Below are 18,794 nucleotides of genomic sequence, written 5' to 3' on the forward strand. Positions count from 1 at the left end.
ATGCTTCGCTAAAAAGTGCTTGCCCTAGAAATAGCAATAGTTCCTAGCATAAGCATAGGAACTAAAGAAGTGCTGCAAGGAACCTTGCAGCACTAAAAAGGTATTACCAGCGGTAATGTGCGAACGCTTTGTTTGCGTCAGCCATGCGGTGAACGTCTTCACGTTTCTTAACCGCAGTACCTTTGTTCTCAGACGCGTCTAGCATTTCAGCAGCTAGGCGTTGAGCCATAGATTTTTCACCACGCTTACGCGCAGCTTCAACTACCCAACGCATAGCAAGAGCGTTACGGCGAACCGGACGAACTTCTACAGGTACTTGGTAAGTTGAACCACCCACACGGCGAGATTTAACTTCTACCGCTGGGCGAACATTTTCAAGAGCTTCTTCAAATACAGCTAAGTGATCTTTACCAGATTTCTCAGCCATAGTTTCTAGTGCAGTGTAAACAATCTTCTCTGCAGTAGATTTTTTTCCGTCAACCATAAGGATGTTAACGAATTTTGCCAGCAGTTCAGATTTGAACTTAGGATCTGGAAGGATCTTACGCTGGCCTATTACGCGACGACGTGGCATGGAATTTCTCCGTTGTCTTCTTCAGGTTTTTTCCAAAACTTTTCAGAATAATAAATAAATAGTGTTTGGCCTTACTTAACGCTTTCTTTTTAAAAAAGACGCATTAAGACTTAGGACGTTTCACACCATACTTAGAACGACCTTTCTTACGGTCGTTAACGCCTGCACAGTCAAGTGCACCGCGAACAGTGTGGTAACGCACACCTGGTAAATCTTTAACACGACCACCACGGATAAGAACAACACTGTGTTCTTGAAGGTTATGACCTTCGCCGCCGATGTATGAAGTAACTTCAAAGCCGTTAGTTAGACGAACACGACATACTTTACGTAGTGCTGAGTTCGGTTTTTTTGGGAGTAGTAGTATATACGCGAGTACATACACCACGTTTTTGTGGGCACGCTTCTAGTGCAGGCACGTTGCTTTTAACAACCTGCTTTACACGAGGAGTACGTACCAACTGGTTAATAGTTGCCATTAACTAGCTCCTGATTTACTTGAAAGTAAGCTTGATGAAAAATCTAGCCCTATTACACATAGTGTAAATAGGGACGCAAAATTCTATTCAGCAGTGGGATGTGTGTCAAGAAATATACAGATCTTTTTTAGCCGTCTAGAGCTCAGGATGGTCTTTTTTTAACCATACTGATAAAACACAGCTACCAAGTTACTGATTTGTCGTTCAAAACCGTTAGTTTGACGAATCCGTCGAAGTCCACTTGATCCAGAGTGCTTGAAGCAAGTTGTTGTAAACCTCGGCTATCGAGATCTGTTTTTAATACCGACACATGTTCAACGGTTGAGATTTGATTGAATAACTCATGATTTGGAAGGCAAACATACACCGCATCTTCAACCAAAAGGATGTGATCCTTTTGTTGCGAGTACGCCAATGCAAGCTTGAGTTTGTCTACTGATTTTACAATATGAAGCATAACGTTCCCTAGAAAGTCAGTATTTTTTGGCTCTGAGCTAACTTCTTCGTCAACTCATTCACTTCAAGCGCAGTCACATCGATCAGTAAGTTATCGGTCGAAAGACCAAACTGATTGAGGCTATGTTGACACACGTAAACCTGCTCGATGTCGTAGAGGTCCATAAGCTTGAATGCAGAAATATAGTCACGTGATAGGGATTTATCAGGCTGTTGAGCCTTGAGGAGCTGTGTAACGCCATTACCGACAAAGAACACGGTAATGTCTTCACTATAGGCTGAAGCCGCTAGCAGTGCGTCTAGCCCTTCCCTGCCCGCTGCCGTCGTATGAGGAAAAGTGTTAAATACAAAAGCCAATTTACTCAAAACTGTACAACCCTATCTTGCGTCAAAAGTGCTTCAGATAAGCTCCCTAACCCAGCTTGGGTAAACCCAGCCGCCAAGTTAGATGCACTCAATTGATGTTGCGTTGCTTCATCCGTGCTGATCACTCCGCGTCTAAGCGCAGCAGCAACACACGTTTCAAGGCTAACATTGTGCTCATCCGCCAGTTTTTGCCAAGCGGAAGCCAAGTCGAATTCATCATTAGCAGGTACGGTAAGGTCAGAGCCATTACTGACGCCATCTTGATAGAAGAATACACTGTGAAGTTTGTGGCCCTGATTAATAAGAGCCACTGCAAACTGGTAAGCACTTCTTGCCGACTGTGAGCCGTAGACCGGTCCATTCACTAAAAGTGTATAGCTTAACAACCCTCTTCATCCTCTGTTTTACGTTGTCGGATGTATAGGTATACGGTGTGCTTAGAGATGTTCAATCGCTCAGCAACACGGTTAATCGCATCTTTGATATCGAAAATACCTTTGTCGTAAAGCTCCATCACGATTTGACGGTTCTTAGTATTGTTCGATACTGATTTGTCGGCATTGATTTCTTCAATGGTGCGTTCAACCGTCTGGTCGACAAGCTCTTCCACATCACTCGCAAAGTTTACTGATGATGCTGCTTCGTCCGCATCTTGCGTAGGCATGAAAGATTGCAGTACTTGTGAGAATGGCGCATCTAAGTTTACGTTAATACACAACAAACCAATCACTCGGTCTTCACCATTGCGGATAGCAACCGTGATCGACTTCATCAATACTCCGCCTTTAGCGCGAGTAAAGTATGAACGTGAGAAGTTACGCTTAGAACCTTCAATATCTTTCAGCATCTTCAATGCGAGATCGGTGATCGGCGAACCAACCTGACGACCTGTATTCTCGCCGTTGGCAATTTTAATCGCAGAAGTATTGAGGTCTTCTAAAGAGTGTAAAACGATTTCACAAAACGGACCGATAAGACTCGCAATACCGTCAACCACGGCCTCATAAGATCTTAGAATGATTTTATCGTGTTCACTGAATGGCATAACGTGGACTGATTCCATTTCAAGTAACACATCTGCATTGACTGTTTCTGTAGTAGTCACTTATTCCTTACCTTCGTGTGAAAAATCAACAAATTTATGTAAGTTTATCAGAAAATTTTAATTGCACACCTAGCTAACATTGCAACTAGTGATTTAGAACAAGTTTAAAAATCAAATACTCACCTTCAAATCATAAAAAAAGCCTAACTCAAAGTTAGGCTTTTTACTCAATCAACGTATTTTAGAATAAAACTTTTAGCTGATATTACTTAGCAGGAGCCGCTTCAGCGTTATCAATTTTAAGTAGTTCAACTTCGAATACTAGCGTTGAGTTAGCAGGGATAGTCGGTGTGTCTTGCTCACCGTATGCGAGCTCTGGCGGGATAACGAACTTGTACTTAGAACCAACTTGCATCAGTTGTACGCCTTCAGTCCAACCTGGGATTACGCGGTTTAGTGGGAATGTTGCTGGTTCGCCACGATCGTAAGAGCTGTCGAACTGAGTACCGTCTGTTAGCGTACCTTTGTAGTGTACTTGAACGGTATCAGTGTCTTTTGGAGAAGCACCTTCACCAGCCGTCATTACTTGGTAAAGTAGACCAGATTCAGTTTGCTTAACGCCTTCAGTTTTAGCGAACTCAGCACGGAAATCATCACCGGCTTTCTTCACTTCTGCAGATTTTTCTGCCGCTTGTGCTTGCATTGTTTCAGCAACACGCTTGTCTAGAGCTTCTAGAGCTGCACGAGTTTCTTCTTCGTTAAGTGCTGTTTTCTCTGCGAATACGTCTTCGATACCTTGAAGAACCATATCTTTGTCTAGGTTAATGCCTAGCTCGCTTGGCTTATCAATGCTTGTGCTTAGGTAGTTCGCGAAAGATACACCGATTGCGTATGCCGCTTTGTCATCTTCTGTTTTAAAGTTTACTGCTGCAACTTTAGCTTCTTCTACCTGTGGAGCTTCTGCCTTTGGTTCTTCTTTCTGACAACCAACTGCTAGCATAACCGTTGCGGCAAGCAGTGATACTTTTAAAACTGATTTCATTGAATTCTCCAATTAATGGCCAAGCCATTGGTTATTGTGCACAAATCTAATGATTAGATTGGTGTGAATACGTTAGTTATAACAATATACTAGTCATATGTCTTTCGACACAAACCGGATTATTAGATGTGATGCGAATATTTTTCCACTCATTGCTATGTACGATTGTCATCACCTTGTTAAATGGTTGCTTTTTCTTTCAAGATGATGAGCAACGTTGGGAAATTGAACCCAATGGTGCCACCAGCTTTGCCCTAAGTAGAGATGGACGCTTCGCCCTGCTCTACTCTCAGCAAAAACAACTGTTACTCTGGGACCTCGTCCAAGATAAAGAACTCGCTCAGCTCGGCCCACAAGATCAATCAGAAAACCAAGTATCGCGTATCCGCATCTCGGACAACGGCCGCTTCGCCATTACCGCCAGCCAGATGAATTTCGCCGTTTGGGACTTATCTTGGACTCAAGCTGAGGGGCTATGGTCTATTTCCGATGGCCTAATTCGTGATGTCGATATATCCAGCAATGGTGAAAAAGTCTTACTTGGCCTGTCTAATGGCAAAGCTATCTATGTGGACTTAGTCACCGGACGCCGTCTTGAGTTCCTTGCTCACCGAGAAAAAGTTAATTCAGTCTCCCTCTCTTCTAATGGCCGCTACGCATTATCAGGCGGCAACGACTACAAAGCTTACCTTTGGGATACCGAATCAGGCTTGGTGTTACGTACCTTCGAGCATGAACAAAGAGTAGTACGAGTTGCACTACAACGGGATGGAGAATTGGCTTTTACTTCCGATGGCGGCAACCAAGCGATAATCTGGGATTTGGAAACAGGTGAACCTCAAGCGCAATTGCAGAGCTGGTCTCGACAGCTGATATTCTCTAGTGCTCGCTTTTCTGACGACGGCAGTATGTTGGTGACGGGTACGCCATCAAGCCAAGTGAGTGTGTGGAATACTCAAGATGGAAAACGCATTTCTCGTCACGATGCCGAGCCATTAAAAGATGCTCGCCCTCCCCGTGCGGTAGTGTATGATGCAGCCTTTGATGAAAAGAACCGTGTGATATCGGGCACCTCTGCGGGCATCGCCCAAGCTTGGAATGTGGATTAAGAACGATGACAGAAAAGCGAATTGAACAACTAGAAAGCCGCGTGAATGACCTAGAATGTCAGTTGGCTTTCCAAGAACAAACCATTGAAGAACTCAATGAAGCGCTTAGCCAACAACAGATGCTGATCACGAGAATGCAAGATCAAATGAAGTTCGTGGTGGGTAAAGTGAAAAATATGGATGGCTCAAACCTTGCTGACGCATCAGAAGAGACGCCACCTCCACACTATTAAGTGCGGTTCCAAATGACGAATTGGTTCTAGCGACGCACATCGCTAGTCTCTCGTCCTCGATGTGTAAACACATTTCAGGACGGGACATAGAAAACTAAAAGGGCGACAGATACTCATCTGCCGCCCTTTTGTTTATTTCACCTGAGTGAATAAGCTAAAGCCAATTAAGCCAATACAAGCTTAGTCATCGGCATAAATCTTCACTTCCACGCAACCGTTCGTATCAACACTCGCACGATACATCCCTGAACTGTTCATACCGAAGTGGATATCACCTTGGCCATCAATAGCAATCAAACCACCTTCTCCGCCCATGGTTTTCAATTCACCTTGAATGATCGTTTCACAAGCCGTGTGCACATCTTCTTTGAGATAACGCATTCGAGCTGCCACATCACTGGCAACCATTTTACGTAGGAAGAACTCGCCCATTCCTGTCGTTGATACGGCCACGTTGCCATTTTCAGCAACAGTGCCTGCACCGATAATTGGAGAATCTCCCACACGACCATACTTCTTATTGGTCACGCCACCGGTACTGGTTGCTGCAGCTAAGTTACCGGCTTGGTCTAACGCTACCGCGCCAACCGTGCCGTACTTTTTATCATCTGGATATTTTTGAGCTTGTTGCTCATCGTATTTTGCTTCAGACAAAGCAAAGATACCTTTCTCTTTCATCGACTGAAGTTGGTCATAACGACGCTCAGTAAAGAAGTAATCTTGCTCGGTGAAGATATACTCATACTCAAACGCAAACTTCTCTGCGCCTTCACCAATCAGCAGCACATGATCGCTTTTAAGCATCACATCACGCGCAAGCTCAATTGGATTTTTGATATGGCGGACACCTGCAATAGCACCCGCATCCATTTCGCGACCGTGCATCACAGAAGCATCCATCTCAACAAATTCGTCATGAGTTAAAACCGAGCCTTTACCGGCATTAAAATGCGGGCTGTCTTCCATCACCTTGACTGACGCAACCACTGCATCCAGCGCATCGCCACCCGATTGCAAAACTTGATAGCCAGCCAAAACCGACTTCTCCAAAGCCTCGGTAATACCCGTTTTTAATTCATCGCTCATTTGCTTTCGCAAGATAGTTCCTGCACCACCATGAATGGCAATTGAAAAAGGCTGTGACATGCAAAATCTCCACTGACGTCGTCTTATAATGTTGTGCTATCAATACCACATTCATGGTTTGATGTCTGATAGCGAAAACCAAACTCTTTACGAATGCTTAGATTTGCGGACACTTAGATTTGCAGACACTGAGTTCGCTAGATTAAAAGTCAGCTCAAAAAGCGAGACTCCTAAACGAAGAAAGCCTCCACAAGGGAGGCTTTCAATATTCTTAAACTAAACCGTTAATTCGGTATTAGTGAGAACCACAGCTACCGCCGCCGCAGCAGCCGTCTTTTTTCTCTTCAGCGTGGTCATGGCCTTCGCCACCACAACAACCGCCTTCGTGGTCATGATCATGATCGTGACCGTGGCTACCACAGCCGCCTTCTTGGTGTACGTGACCGTGTTGAACTTCTTCTTCAGTCGCTTCACGAACGGCTACAACTTCAACGTCAAACGTTAGAGTTTGGCCAGCGAGCATGTGGTTACCATCAACAACAACTTCGTCGCCATCTACTTCAGTAACTTCAACTGGGATTGGACCTTGGTCAGTATCCGCTAGGAAACGCATGCCAACTTCGATTTGCTCAACACCTTGGAATACGTCTGCAGGAACACGTTGAACTAAGTCATCGTTGTGCTCGCCGTAAGCGTCTTCTGGAGTAACCGTTGCTGAGAACTTGTCGCCAGCTATTTTGCCTTCAAGCTCTTTTTCAAGACCTGTAATTAGGTTGTTGTGACCGTGAAGGTAATCTAGTGGAGCTTCTGTAGTTGATTGGTCAACTACTACGCCATCTTCAAGTTTCACTTGATATGCAACACTAACTACTACGTTCTTTTCAATTTTCATGAGAGCTCCAAGGAGGTTTGGACTAAGCTCGAACAGTTGAGCTTAGGAAAAATTCTGTACCGGGATATTATGGGGATCAATTAACGAAACTCAATCATTCTGGCTTAAAAATACCGATCATTTCTTGATTCGCGTGTTCAGATTTCTCTACAGTTTTCGGTTTACGCTGCTCAGTGAAGTCACAATCGACGCATTCCACCAGCTCGATATTATTTTCAACCCACCAGCGGAGTGTGTCTTGAGTCTTGCAGCTTGGGCAGCTCGCCCCTGCGATAAAGCGTTTTTTCTGTTTCACGTTCATATCCTTTACTACTCTGGATTCGCAGTTCTTCCCACATGCTCTATTCGAGACTAAGCAGAGACCGCGTTTATTATTAGATTGGTTCTTTAAGTTACAGTTTTTTAGAACAACTACAGAGCTAAGCTCAAGCGATTAGTTCTAAGTTCTAAGTTCTAAGCTAAGGCTATTGCCAATAGTTTCTAGATTGGTGATCATTTTCCATCTCATGCCCAAAGATCTCTTCAAGCTCTTTACGAGCCTCTTTCGCTCTCTGAGCTAACTCGGCATCTTCGCTATGCTGAGGAAGCAACTCTTTGAGCATACCATTGTCCAATTTCCTAAAATGTGCTTCTGCTCGCTTCGCTTTATATGGATGCATACCAAGTTCAGTCAATGTTTGACGACCTAAATCTAGAGCCCCAAGGAAAGTTTCACGAGAATAGTTGCTTACACCATGGTTAAGTAATTGATACGCTTCAACACGGCTTCGAGCACGCGCTAAGATCTTCAACTGTGGGAAATGCTGCTTACACAAATCCACGGTTTTCATGATTTCGTCCGGAGAGTCGGTACACAGCACAATAGCTTCGGCCTTATCAGCTCCCGCAGCTCGTAATAGTTCAAGGTGAGTTGAGTCACCGTAGAATACCTTGTAGCCGAATTTTCTAAGTATATGGATTTGGCTGGCATCACTTTCAAGAACGGTGATACGAATCTTATTGGCATACATTAGACGTCCAATGATCTGACCGAAACGACCAAAGCCCGCAATAATCACTCGAGGGCTGCGATCAACCACATCAGAAGACATCGCGCTTTCACTGATTTGATTGAGTTGACGAGCAAAGAAGCGATCTTGCAGCTTAAGCATCAATGGCGTGGTTACCATAGAAAGGCTCACAACAACCAGTAAGAACGACACTTGGTCGCCGCTTAAGATGCCTTGTGCACTCGCAGCGGTAAAAATAACGAAAGCGAATTCACCACCTTGGCTGAGAATCATCGCCATACGGCTGCGCGCTTTTGCCTGTGTTCCAAAGATACGAGCTAGCGCATATAGCACTAAGCCTTTCAATACGACTAGAGACGACACCGCGATCAATATTGCGAATGGACTTTCTGCCAGTAAACCTAGATTTACCGCCATACCCACAGAGATAAAGAACAGACCAAGCAGTAACCCTTTGAATGGGTCTATGGCGATTTCAAGCTCATGTCGATATTCACTTTCAGCCAGAAGTACGCCCGCTAAGAAAGTACCCAGTGCCATCGACAAACCTATCTGTTGCATGATCACGGCAATACCAATCACTAATAACAGCGCTGCGACCGTGAACAGCTCACGTACGCCACTCATGACTACGTATCGGAACAGTGGCCTCAATAAGAAGTGACCACCGACAAGCAAACCAATCACACCACCTAGCATCCACAGCATGTCAGCCCAACTGCCGCCCGTATTACCCGCAAGTAGAGGCAACATCGCTAGCATTGGAATAACGGCAATATCTTGGAAAAGTAATACTGCAAAGCCGGATTGCCCCGCTTCTTTACCACCGAGCTCTCGCTCTTCAATAACACGTAAGGCTATGGCTGTCGAAGACAGCGCCAAACCCATACCTATTACGAGGCTGGTTTGCCATGTTAATCCGAACAAACAGGCGATGGCGGTAATAATCAAGGTGGTGATCAGCACTTGCGCACCACCGAGTCCGAGAATAGGCGCCCTCATCTGCCACAGTTTTTTAGGGTTAAGCTCTAAGCCAATCAGGAAAAGCAGCAGCACCACCCCGAATTCGGAGAAGTGCAGAATCGCCTCGACATCACTGATTAAACCAAGCCCCCACGGGCCAATCGCCACGCCAGCTAATAGATAGCCGAGTACTGAACCTAAGCCAGCTCGCTGCGCGATAGGAACCGCAACCACAGCAGCCGCTAAAAATATAACGCTACTTTGTAGAAAATCATTAGTCAGAGCCATCATTCGCCCCTATATCTTGTAGCGGGTCTCGCAGCCAATTTCGATACGCTTCTGCGTGTTGGTAAAGCGTCATATCTGAAACATTTCTCGCCCAGTGTAAAACTAAGGGGGATATCCAGTGCATCTGACACAAAGCAGCAGTTAGCTCGAATGGTTGCAAGATCTCTTGTAATGGATATTTATTATAGCCAGCGGCTCCAAACGCCTCTTCTTTACCACCGGTAGTAATAACACTGCGCCAGTGTTTGCCTTTAAGCGCACTCTGCTCACCGAATGCAAATCCTTTTCCTAACACACGATCAAACCACTCCTTCAATAACGAAGGACAGGAATACATAAACAGAGGATGCTGGAACACAATCACATCGTACTCTAGGAGTAAGTCATGCTCATAAGGCACATCGATAAAGAAGTCTGGGTAGATGGCGTAGAGATCGTGAATTTTGACATGACCGAGCGACTCGACCTTTTTAACCATCATTTGATTAGCAATAGAGGTGTGCGGCTCTGGGTGTGCGTAGATTATTAACACCTTTGGCACGGCTTTGTCTGTCGAGGGAGTATTACTCATTCCTTTGAAACATTCCTTTGAGGGCTAAACGGTGGCAAGGCCACAAGAATTTAAGCAAAAGTTATTAATATGTTATTGGCATCATAACGCAAATTGCATTGTGATCGACTTTTATCTGGTTTCAGCCTACTATGCAGGCGTCTGTTCACCTCTAATTTCTATGCTATTTCAATTATGATTACTTTCTCTGATATTCAATTGCTCCGCGGTGGTAAGCCACTCCTCGACCAAGCATCTGCGACTTTTCATCCTGGCGACAAGATCGGTTTGGTTGGTAAAAACGGCTGTGGTAAATCTACGCTGTTCGCCCTAATCAAGGACGAACTGTCTATTGATGCTGGCTCGTTCAGTAAACCAGCTCATTGGGAAATGGCTTGGGTTGCTCAAGAAACACCAGCATTAGAAAGAACAGCCATTGAATACGTGATTGATGGCGACCGTGAATACCGTGGCCTTGAAGATCAACTGGCGAAAGCAGAACAGGCCGACAACGGCACATTAGTCGCAGAGATCCACGGCAAGATTGAAACCATTGGTGGTTACAGCATCAAAGCACGTGCTGCCGAGTTATTGGATGGCCTAGGCTTTCGCCAAGAGCAAATGACATGGAACCTAACCCAGTTCTCGGGTGGTTGGCGTATGCGTTTGAACTTAGCGCAAGCCCTTCTATGTCGCAGTGACTTACTGCTACTCGATGAGCCTACCAACCACTTGGATTTAGACGCAGTAATGTGGCTAGAGCGCTGGTTACAAAACTACCCAGGCACACTCGTTCTTATTTCGCACGATAGAGACTTCTTAGACCCTATCGTCAACCGCATTGTGCATGTTGAAAACCAGCAGCTCAATGAATACACCGGTAACTACTCATCGTTTGAAACCCAACGAGCGCAAAAGTTAATCCTGCAGCAGGCAATGTTCCAAAAGCAGCAGAAACAAATGTCTCACATGCAGAGCTACATTGACCGTTTTCGCTACAAAGCATCAAAGGCTCGCCAAGCGCAAAGCCGTATTAAAGCACTAGAGAAAATGGAACAAGTGTTGCCCGCTCAGTTTGATAACCCATTCAGCTTTGAGTTTAGAGAGCCAGACGCGCTACCAAATCCAATCATGATGATGGATGAAGTATCAGCGGGCTATGATGACAATCTGATTCTAGAAAAGATTCGCCTAAATCTAGTACCCGGCAGCCGCATCGGTCTGCTTGGTCGAAATGGTGCCGGTAAATCAACGCTAATCAAGCTACTTTCAGGTGAACTGAAACAGCAAGGCGGTGAACTGAGCTATTCGCAAGGCGTTAAGATGGGTTACTTCGCTCAGCATCAATTGGAGACGCTGCACCCAGAAGAAACGCCACTTCAGCACATGATGCAAATTGCGCCGAAACACACCGAGCAACAACTGCGTGACTACTTAGGTAGCTTTGGCTTCCAAGGTGAAAAAGCACTCGACAAGGTGGCGCCATTCTCGGGTGGTGAAAAAGCGCGCTTGGTATTAGCGCTACTGGTATGGCAAAAACCAAACCTGTTGCTACTCGATGAACCAACCAACCACTTGGATCTCGACATGCGTCAGGCGTTGACCTTCGCCCTACAGACATTTGAAGGCGCAATGGTTATCGTATCGCACGACCGTTACCTACTTCGTGCGACTACTGATGATTTATACCTTGTGCACGACCGTCAAGTTGCACCGTTTGATGGTGACCTAAGCGATTACTACAAGTGGCTAACCGAACAACAGAAAGTTGAGCGCAAAGAAGCACAAGCATTGGCACCAGCAAAAGACGGAGCCAACAGTGCAGCAGCGAAAAAAGAGCAGAAACGTAAAGAAGCAGAGTTCCGTAAACTGACGGCACCACTTCGTAAAAAGCTGACTCAATTTGAAAAGCAGATGGATAAGTTAACGCTATCTCTCGAAGAAGCTGAGCAAGAATTATCCGACACTTCACTGTATGAAGCTGAAAATAAGGCTAAACTGAATAAAGTACTCGCTCTCCAAGCGAGAAGTAAGTCACAGCTAGAAGAAGTTGAAATGGATTGGATGTCCACTCAAGAAGAGCTTGAGCAGATGGAACAGGATATGGATAGCTTATGAGCCCAGAGCACGCCCCAATATCACTAACACTGGAACGACTATGGCAATTTAGCCTTCAGTATTACAGTGTGCGCGGTGTAAAGGATGCGTGCCTAGCTTTGCAAAACCAGTTCCACGGCAACGTCAATCTACTGCTGCTTCTCAAATGGCTTGATGAGCAGCAATTGTCTTTTGCCGAAGAAGAGTGGCACAAGGTACAACAGTGCTTAAGCCGCTCTGAAACCCTGCTTCATAGCTATCGAGAGCTGCGTAAGCATCTCAAACCTCAAGTCGTCGATTCCCTCTACCGTGAAGCGCTCCAATTTGAACTGCAGTTAGAGAAGCAACAGCAATCTGATCTCGTCGACTGCATTAATTCTCTTCAGCTTACGGCTAACCAGCAATCACCACTCGCTTTTCAATACTGTCGTTTATTAGGGGCTGAAAACCTCTACGACGCTTTTTCTGAACCAGCACCTCAACCCTAACGCGTTTCCTTTCTCTTATCTTCAATCAAGATCCAAGCTTACCTTGGTGGTATCGCTCTTCGTTTTCACACGAGAGTGGCGCGCATGACTGGCCATATATTTGAAGCTCAATCTCGACAATATTCAATCAGTTACCTACACCTTGTTTTTGTAGCCCGTATCAGTGAAACCCTTGCGCTTATGCCGAGAATCAACCAAGCTCAAATAAAAACGTGGGCGTTTCACTAAAAAGCTCAACACTTTTCAAAGCCCATAAATAAGCATGGACTGTTTTTATGACAATATTTACCGCAGCCGCTGGCCTATCGAATCCGCACTTACAAACCTTAGTGCCACGATTTATTAGAAAGCAGGCATTGTTTGACCCTCAATGGCAAACCTTAGAAACACCCGACGGTGACTTTCTCGATCTTGCTTGGAGCGAATCGCCAGAGGGTGACACCCCAAGTAATGAGGCTCGAAGTAACAAGCCGATATTCGTTCTATTCCATGGCTTAGAGGGAAGCTTTGAAAGCCCTTATGCCAACGGACTGATGAATGCCTTTGCTAAAGATGGCTGGCTATCAGTAATGATGCACTTTAGAGGCTGCAGCGGAAAGCCCAATCGCTTGGCTCGCGCTTACCATTCAGGTGAAGTCGAAGATGCGCGCTTTTTCCTAAGACATCTACACGCCCAGTTTCCCAATAACCCTAAGGTAGCGGTTGGTATCTCTTTGGGCGGTAACATGCTGGCGAACTATTTGGCTGAGTACGCGGACGACCCATTGCTGTCGGCGGCGACGATTGTCTCTGCACCTTTTGATCTGGCTTGTTGCTCTAGTCGTATTGAGCGAGGTTTCTCTAAGCTCTATAAAAAGTACCTGCTCAACTCTCTCAAATCGAATGCCTTGAAAAAGATTAAGCTGTTGCAAGAAAAGCTCGATATCACCGCCGAAACCATTAAGAAGATAGACAAGCTGTATGAGTTTGATGAACGGATTACTGCGCCTCTGCACGGGTTCAAGAATGCTCAGGACTACTATGCTCAGTGCTCAGCGCTTCCAAAACTTAATAAGATTAAACTACCGACTCAGATCATCCATGCCAAAGACGATCCGTTTATGACAGACGACGTAATTCCAAAGTTCGTGTTGCCTGACAACATCGACTATCGCCTGTTTCAAAAAGGCGGCCATGTGGGGTTCATTACCGGTAGCACGCTCAAACCAAGGTTTTGGTTAGAAGAAGCGTTGCCTGCTTACTATGAAAGTATCCAAGATTCGGCATAATGACCGAGCCTTTTTTAAGGACTGAGTAGTAGACGTCACTAGACACAGTAATCAACACATCAATAAACCTATTTATGAACATAAAAGAGAGAAGTATTTATGATCATCCCATGGCAAGACATTGCGCCAGAAACACTGGAAAACCTCATTAAAGAATTCGTGCTGCGTGAAGGCACAGACTACGGCGACGTAGAGGTTTCACTGCAAAACAAGATTGATCAAGTGAAACATCAATTAGCCTCAAAGGAAGTCAGCATCGTGTTTTCTGAGCTGCATGAAACCGTTGATATTCAAGTCACAAAACGCTTCTAAGCTGCGCTCATAAAGGAGCCGTGTTATAGTGGTAAACGATTGCTAACAAGTAAGTTACTCAAAAGACAAGGGTTGTCATGTCCGCTAAACATCCAATTATTGCGGTGACGGGTTCATCAGGAGCCGGCACCACCACCACCTCAGAAGCCTTCCGAAAAATGTTCAATATGATGGACGTGAAGGCCGCTTGGGTTGAAGGGGATAGTTTCCATCGCTTCACTCGACCAGAGATGGATGTCGAGATCCGTAAGGCTCGCGAGCAAGGTAAGCACATCAGCTACTTTGGTCCACAAGCCAACGATTTTGGCGCATTAGAAGAGTTCTTCCGTCAATACGGTAATGAAGGCACGGGTAAAGTCCGTAGTTACCTACATACCTTCGATGAAGCCGTGCCTTACAATCAAATGCCGGGCACCTTTACGCCATGGCAAGAGATCCCCGAAAATTCCGATGTGATGTTCTACGAAGGTCTTCATGGTGGCGTGGTAGATGGCGACATCAATGTCTCGCAGCACGTCGACTTGCTGATCGGCATGGTGCCAATCGTCAACCTTGAGTGGATCCAAAAGTTCGTTCGTGACACACGCGATCGTGGCCACTCACGCGAAGCAGTAATGGATTCCATTGTTCGCTCAATGGATGATTACCTTAATTACATCACCCCTCAATTTTCGCGTACTCACATCAACTTTCAGCGTGTTCCAACCGTAGATACATCGAACCCACTGAACGCCAAAGGGATTCCAAGTTTAGACGAAAGCTTCGTGGTTATACGTTTGCGTGGTATCAAAAACGTCGATTTCCCCTACCTTCTGGCTATGATAGATGGCTCATTTATGTCACGCCACAACACGCTTGTGGTGCCAGGCGGCAAGATGAGTTTTGCTATGGAGCTCATTGTAAGGCCCATCCTACAACAGCTCATCGAAACCGGAAAAATAGGTTAACAAGACGCCATTCTGGTTGATTACTTTTCATACCGTGATCATGTGCACAATTTTGCGTAAAAAATCGTAGCTTGGTCACGATTAAAATCAAGAAATAGTACCTGAAAAAGGATACTATTCTTAAACGAAACACAAGATAGCTTGCAGCGCTCAACGAGTGCTCTTATCCTACAAGTCAATCCAGGCTTAGCTAAAATACGGAAAGCGGCAAGCATACCCTGCAGAGGAAGTAAGATATTATGGTTCTAGGTAAACCCCAAACCGATCCAACATTAGAGTGGTTCCTTTCACACTGTCATATTCATAAGTACCCTTCAAAAAGTACTTTGATTCATGCTGGTGAAAAGGCAGAAACCTTGTACTACATCGTTAAAGGTTCTGTGGCAGTTCTTATCAAAGACGAAGAAGGTAAGGAAATGATTCTTTCTTACCTAAACCAAGGTGACTTCATTGGTGAACTTGGCCTCTTCGAAGAAGACCAAGAGCGTACTGCATGGGTTCGTGCAAAATCTCCTTGTGAAGTAGCTGAAATTTCTTTCAAGAAATTCCGTCAACTTATCCAAGTGAACCCAGATATCCTAATGCGCCTTTCAGCGCAAATGGCAAACCGTCTACAAGTAACTAGCCAAAAGGTTGGTGACTTAGCGTTCCTTGACGTAACAGGTCGTATCGCTCAAACGCTACTTAACCTAGCGAAACAGCCAGATGCAATGACTCACCCTGACGGCATGCAAATCAAGATCACTCGTCAAGAGATTGGCCAGATCGTTGGTTGTTCTCGTGAGACAGTAGGTCGTATCTTGAAGATGCTAGAAGAGCAGAACCTAATTTCTGCACACGGTAAAACTATCGTGGTATACGGCACTCGTTAATCTCGATTAACTGAGCCAAAAATTTGAAAGCCACCAAATGCAAATTTGGTGGCTTTTTTGTTTTCTAAAGATCTAGAGAGCAGATGCGAGATACGAGAAGAACTCACTGAATCCTATTTGTAAACTTCCTCGAAGCGAAGCGTACTCGCATCTTTAGGGTAAAGCCCGTGCTCATATCTTTCTTTAACCGTTGGTGCTCTCAAAGATCTTGTCAGCCGATGCTGCAACAAATCCTGTATAAAGCTCACCATTCGCCATCGCATAGCGCTTAGCAAACTCGTAGAAGCCACCAGGAATCACCTCGTTGCCTTCAACAAATGAAACTGGGACTTTGTCTGCCATTGTAGATGATTGCTCTAATAAGACCTCTGGAGAGCCTTTAACCTGACCGCCAGATGCATTGATAGTGAAACCTGAATCACTCAAATAGTCATTCACAGTCTGTACTTCATCGAACTCATTAAGCTGGTTCACACTCACCGTAAAGTGGTTTGCACCGTAACCATGAGCCGCTAGCCAAGACGCGTATTCACTCTCTTTTGCTAGAACTTGGAAATCCGCGAGGCTCAGATCCCAAAGGCGACCACCAAACAAGAACTCGTGACCTTGAAGCTTACTTGCGTCTACTTGCTCAACCAACTTCGCAACGATCTGTTGTAAGTCACTTGAACACTCTTCTACTTTCAACTCACTAATGAACACTTTTGGTTGGTTTGGTTCTGGGTGCTCGTAGTGCTTAGCCACTAGCTTCTTGCTCTCAAATAAGTAATCGCCACACGCCTTGTAACCTAACTCAAGGAAAGGTTTAGCCAATGTTTCAATACCTAGCGGTGCAACATTGAAAGTACGCAGTGCAATGTGATCATTAATCAGGGCTTCGTCTTCTTTCAGCAAGTGATGCACTTTCTCAGCCGATGGACAAAGCCTATGAATGTAATCGTCCCATAGTGATTTAAAGAGTAGATCGGGCGTCATGGTGACTCCTTGTCAGAGGTTCTAGCAAGCTAGTAATTTGGATTAGAGAGGGAGAGGCTGGACACAGAGTCAGCAGCCATCAGCCTGTGACATACTTGTTCTATTATTATCTACCGCCCAATCTAGGTGTTGGACGTGATGGAAAAAGGAAGCGATAACACCACTTCCTTATTACACAATTAACCAATGAATCTGTTATTCATGAACCTAGAGCTCATAAGCTTATGATTCATGAACTTATAGCTTAAGAGCTTAAACTAAAGCTCAATACCTGGGCTAAATGTCGCTGGCAGTTGAGTTTCACCACCTTCCATTGAAGCCATAGGATAAGCACAGTAGTCAGCTGCATAGTACGCACTTGGGCGTAGGTTGCCTGAAGCACCCGGACCACCAAATGGTGCATCACCACTTGCGCCTGTTAGCTGGCGGTTACGATTAACAATACCCGCACGGATATGGTCAACGAAGTATTCCCACTCTGAATCGTCTGTTGAAACTAGGCCTGCAGACAAACCAAAGCGCGTGTCATTAGCCAATTCAACCGCTTGCTCTAGCGATTGGTAACGAACCACTTGCAACAATGGACCGAAGTACTCTTCATCTGGTAATTCAGCAATGTTGGTTGCATCAATAATACCCGGAGAAACAAACGCCGCTTGACCCGCTTTTGCTTCTACTAGGCTGACACCGCCTAACGATTGCAGATTCGCTTGCGCGTCCAGAATAAACTTAGCCGCAGCTTCAGAGATCTGTGGGCCCATGAAGGGTGCTGGCTCAGCGAATGGCTGATCAACACGAATCTTCAAGGTAGCCGCAACGAGCTTATCGAGCAGTTGATCGCCCTTCTCGCCAACAGGCACATACAAGCGACGTGCACATGTACAACGTTGGCCCGCACTGATGAAGGCCGACTGGATGATGGTATAAACCGTCGCGTCAGCATCACCAAATTGGTCAGTGATCACCATCGGGTTGTTGCCGCCCATCTCTAGCGCCAACATCTTGCCCGGTTGACCAGCAAACTGACGGTGAAGGATATGACCGGTATTAGCACTGCCCGTGAATAGCACGCCATCAAGACCTTTAGCATCAGCCAGTGCGATACCAGTTTCTTTAGCGCCTTGCACTAGGTTAATCACGCCAGCTGGAAGGCCTGCTTCTTGCCACAGTTTCATCGCAAACTCACCCGTCCAAGGTGTCTGCTCTGACGGCTTAAATACCACGGTATTACCCGATAGCAGTGCCGGAACAATATGACCGTTAGGTAGGTGACCAGGGAAGTTGTAAGGACCAAATACCGCCATTACGCCTAATGGGCGATGACGCAGTACGATTTGGTTGCCTGCGGCTTCACGTGAAGCTTCACCCGTACGTTCGTGGTAAGCACGAATAGAGATAGCGATTTTACCCGCCATCGCACCCGCTTCAGTGCGAGTTTCCCAAATCGGTTTACCCGTCTCTTTTGCAATAATCTGTGCAATTTCTTCGCTGTTCTCTTTTACCTTCTCAGCAAAGTTCAACACGATCGCTTCACGCTCTGCAAAGCTCATCTTTTTCCATACTAAGAAAGCGTCACGCGCCGCTGCTACTGCAGATTCAACCTGTGCTGGAGTTGCACTATCGCCTTGCCACACGACTTCATTATTGTATGGGCTTACTGATGTCATGGCGTCGCCTTGACCTGCCACCCACTGCCCTGCTATCCACTGAGTCATACTTCTATCCTTAAAATCTTCGACAGA

General features: G+C 45.6%; 21 protein-coding genes and 1 pseudogene. 8 read left to right on the forward strand and 14 right to left on the reverse strand.

The genetic code is table 11. The features are described 5' to 3' along the window. Positions 1–103: 103 nt before the first annotated feature. The 7 genes and pseudogenes from rpsG to fkpA all read right to left on the reverse strand — a co-directional run bounded on the left by rpsG (position 104) and on the right by fkpA (position 3,962). Positions 104–574, reverse strand: coding sequence for a 30S ribosomal protein S7 (gene rpsG, locus M4S28_RS16110; RefSeq protein WP_017073678.1), 471 nt, complete (start codon positions 572–574; stop codon positions 104–106). A 103-nt stretch (positions 575–677) separates the two neighbouring features. Then, a pseudogene (gene rpsL / locus M4S28_RS16115) lies at positions 678–1,053 on the reverse strand (30S ribosomal protein S12). A gap of 181 nt (positions 1,054–1,234) precedes the next feature. Continuing rightward, entirely contained in the window at positions 1,235–1,510 is a 276-nt protein-coding gene (gene tusB, locus M4S28_RS16120) for a sulfurtransferase complex subunit TusB (RefSeq protein ID WP_017083779.1), read from the reverse strand. A gap of 8 nt (positions 1,511–1,518) precedes the next feature. Further along, positions 1,519–1,875, reverse strand: a complete 357-nt coding sequence (gene tusC / locus M4S28_RS16125) for a sulfurtransferase complex subunit TusC (RefSeq protein WP_249632093.1) — start codon at positions 1,873–1,875, stop codon at positions 1,519–1,521. Then, positions 1,872–2,261 (reverse strand): sulfurtransferase complex subunit TusD, encoded by a 390-nt coding sequence (gene tusD / locus M4S28_RS16130; RefSeq protein WP_017083781.1) that lies wholly within the window; start codon positions 2,259–2,261, stop codon positions 1,872–1,874. Before tusD ends, tusC begins: the two co-directional genes overlap by 4 nt. Further along, entirely contained in the window at positions 2,255–2,980 is a 726-nt protein-coding gene (locus M4S28_RS16135; RefSeq protein WP_004729851.1) for a helix-turn-helix transcriptional regulator, read from the reverse strand. The genes tusD and M4S28_RS16135 overlap by 7 nt, the downstream gene beginning before the upstream one ends. A 205-nt stretch (positions 2,981–3,185) precedes the next feature. After that, positions 3,186–3,962, reverse strand: a complete 777-nt coding sequence (fkpA, locus tag M4S28_RS16140) for an FKBP-type peptidyl-prolyl cis-trans isomerase (RefSeq protein WP_249632094.1) — start codon at positions 3,960–3,962, stop codon at positions 3,186–3,188. A 131-nt stretch (positions 3,963–4,093) separates the two neighbouring features. Here fkpA and M4S28_RS16145 point away from each other — a divergent pair, with 131 nt between their 5' ends. Together M4S28_RS16145 and M4S28_RS16150 are read left to right on the forward strand one after the other, a co-directional pair. Continuing rightward, positions 4,094–5,071 (forward strand): WD40 repeat domain-containing protein, encoded by a 978-nt coding sequence (locus tag M4S28_RS16145; RefSeq protein ID WP_249632741.1) that lies wholly within the window; start codon positions 4,094–4,096, stop codon positions 5,069–5,071. Positions 5,072–5,076: 5 nt separating this feature from the next. Beyond that, positions 5,077–5,304, forward strand: a complete 228-nt coding sequence (locus M4S28_RS16150) for a SlyX family protein (protein WP_004729640.1) — start codon at positions 5,077–5,079, stop codon at positions 5,302–5,304. Between the two features lie 180 nt (positions 5,305–5,484). On the opposite strand, the gene M4S28_RS16155 is transcribed toward M4S28_RS16150, so the two are convergent. From M4S28_RS16155 to kefG, 5 genes are all read right to left on the reverse strand, one after another. Further along, positions 5,485–6,450: an isoaspartyl peptidase/L-asparaginase family protein gene (locus M4S28_RS16155; protein WP_249632095.1), complete on the reverse strand. Its 966-nt coding sequence runs from the start codon at positions 6,448–6,450 to the stop codon at positions 5,485–5,487. 235 nt (positions 6,451–6,685) lie between these two features. Further along, positions 6,686–7,282, reverse strand: a complete 597-nt coding sequence (gene slyD, locus M4S28_RS16160) for a peptidylprolyl isomerase (RefSeq protein ID WP_249632096.1) — start codon at positions 7,280–7,282, stop codon at positions 6,686–6,688. Positions 7,283–7,376: 94 nt separating this feature from the next. Next, positions 7,377–7,577 carry a YheV family putative zinc ribbon protein gene (locus M4S28_RS16165; protein WP_086048637.1) on the reverse strand — a complete coding sequence of 67 codons (201 nt, stop codon included), beginning with the start codon at positions 7,575–7,577 and terminating at the stop codon, positions 7,377–7,379. Between the two features lie 169 nt (positions 7,578–7,746). Beyond that, positions 7,747–9,543 (reverse strand): glutathione-regulated potassium-efflux system protein KefB, encoded by a 1,797-nt coding sequence (kefB, locus tag M4S28_RS16170; protein ID WP_029406061.1) that lies wholly within the window; start codon positions 9,541–9,543, stop codon positions 7,747–7,749. Then, complete coding sequence (kefG, locus tag M4S28_RS16175) at positions 9,530–10,114, reverse strand: glutathione-regulated potassium-efflux system ancillary protein KefG (protein ID WP_004729645.1); 585 nt, start codon at positions 10,112–10,114, stop codon at positions 9,530–9,532. The genes kefB and kefG overlap by 14 nt, the downstream gene beginning before the upstream one ends. 174 nt (positions 10,115–10,288) lie before the next feature. Between kefG and M4S28_RS16180 the strand changes: the two genes are divergently transcribed. The 6 genes from M4S28_RS16180 (at position 10,289) to crp (ending at position 16,077) form a co-directional block, all read left to right on the forward strand. Next, positions 10,289–12,211, forward strand: a complete 1,923-nt coding sequence (locus M4S28_RS16180) for an ABC transporter ATP-binding protein (RefSeq protein ID WP_249632097.1) — start codon at positions 10,289–10,291, stop codon at positions 12,209–12,211. Continuing rightward, positions 12,208–12,678, forward strand: coding sequence for a TIGR02444 family protein (locus M4S28_RS16185; protein ID WP_004729647.1), 471 nt, complete (start codon positions 12,208–12,210; stop codon positions 12,676–12,678). Before M4S28_RS16180 ends, M4S28_RS16185 begins: the two co-directional genes overlap by 4 nt. Before the next feature lie 275 nt (positions 12,679–12,953). Further along, positions 12,954–13,946 carry a hydrolase gene (locus M4S28_RS16190; protein ID WP_249632098.1) on the forward strand — a complete coding sequence of 331 codons (993 nt, stop codon included), beginning with the start codon at positions 12,954–12,956 and terminating at the stop codon, positions 13,944–13,946. 99 nt (positions 13,947–14,045) lie between these two features. Next, positions 14,046–14,258, forward strand: coding sequence for a YheU family protein (locus M4S28_RS16195; protein ID WP_004729649.1), 213 nt, complete (start codon positions 14,046–14,048; stop codon positions 14,256–14,258). A 77-nt stretch (positions 14,259–14,335) separates the two neighbouring features. Further along, complete coding sequence (locus M4S28_RS16200; protein WP_004729650.1) at positions 14,336–15,205, forward strand: phosphoribulokinase; 870 nt, start codon at positions 14,336–14,338, stop codon at positions 15,203–15,205. A gap of 239 nt (positions 15,206–15,444) precedes the next feature. After that, entirely contained in the window at positions 15,445–16,077 is a 633-nt protein-coding gene (gene crp / locus M4S28_RS16205; protein ID WP_004729651.1) for a cAMP-activated global transcriptional regulator CRP, read from the forward strand. A gap of 183 nt (positions 16,078–16,260) precedes the next feature. On the opposite strand, the gene M4S28_RS16210 is transcribed toward crp, so the two are convergent. Together M4S28_RS16210 and astD are read right to left on the reverse strand one after the other, a co-directional pair. Beyond that, the gene (locus M4S28_RS16210; RefSeq protein WP_249632099.1) at positions 16,261–17,052 is read right to left on the reverse strand and encodes a DUF1338 domain-containing protein; all 792 of its coding nucleotides are present in this window, start codon (positions 17,050–17,052) and stop codon (positions 16,261–16,263) included. 257 nt (positions 17,053–17,309) lie between these two features. Then, positions 17,310–18,767: a succinylglutamate-semialdehyde dehydrogenase gene (gene astD / locus M4S28_RS16215; protein WP_108208182.1), complete on the reverse strand. Its 1,458-nt coding sequence runs from the start codon at positions 18,765–18,767 to the stop codon at positions 17,310–17,312. Positions 18,768–18,794 lie beyond the last annotated feature (27 nt).

The sequence above is a fragment of the Vibrio sp. J383 genome (genome assembly GCF_023503985.1).
In the GTDB taxonomy this organism is placed as follows: domain Bacteria; phylum Pseudomonadota; class Gammaproteobacteria; order Enterobacterales; family Vibrionaceae; genus Vibrio; species Vibrio splendidus.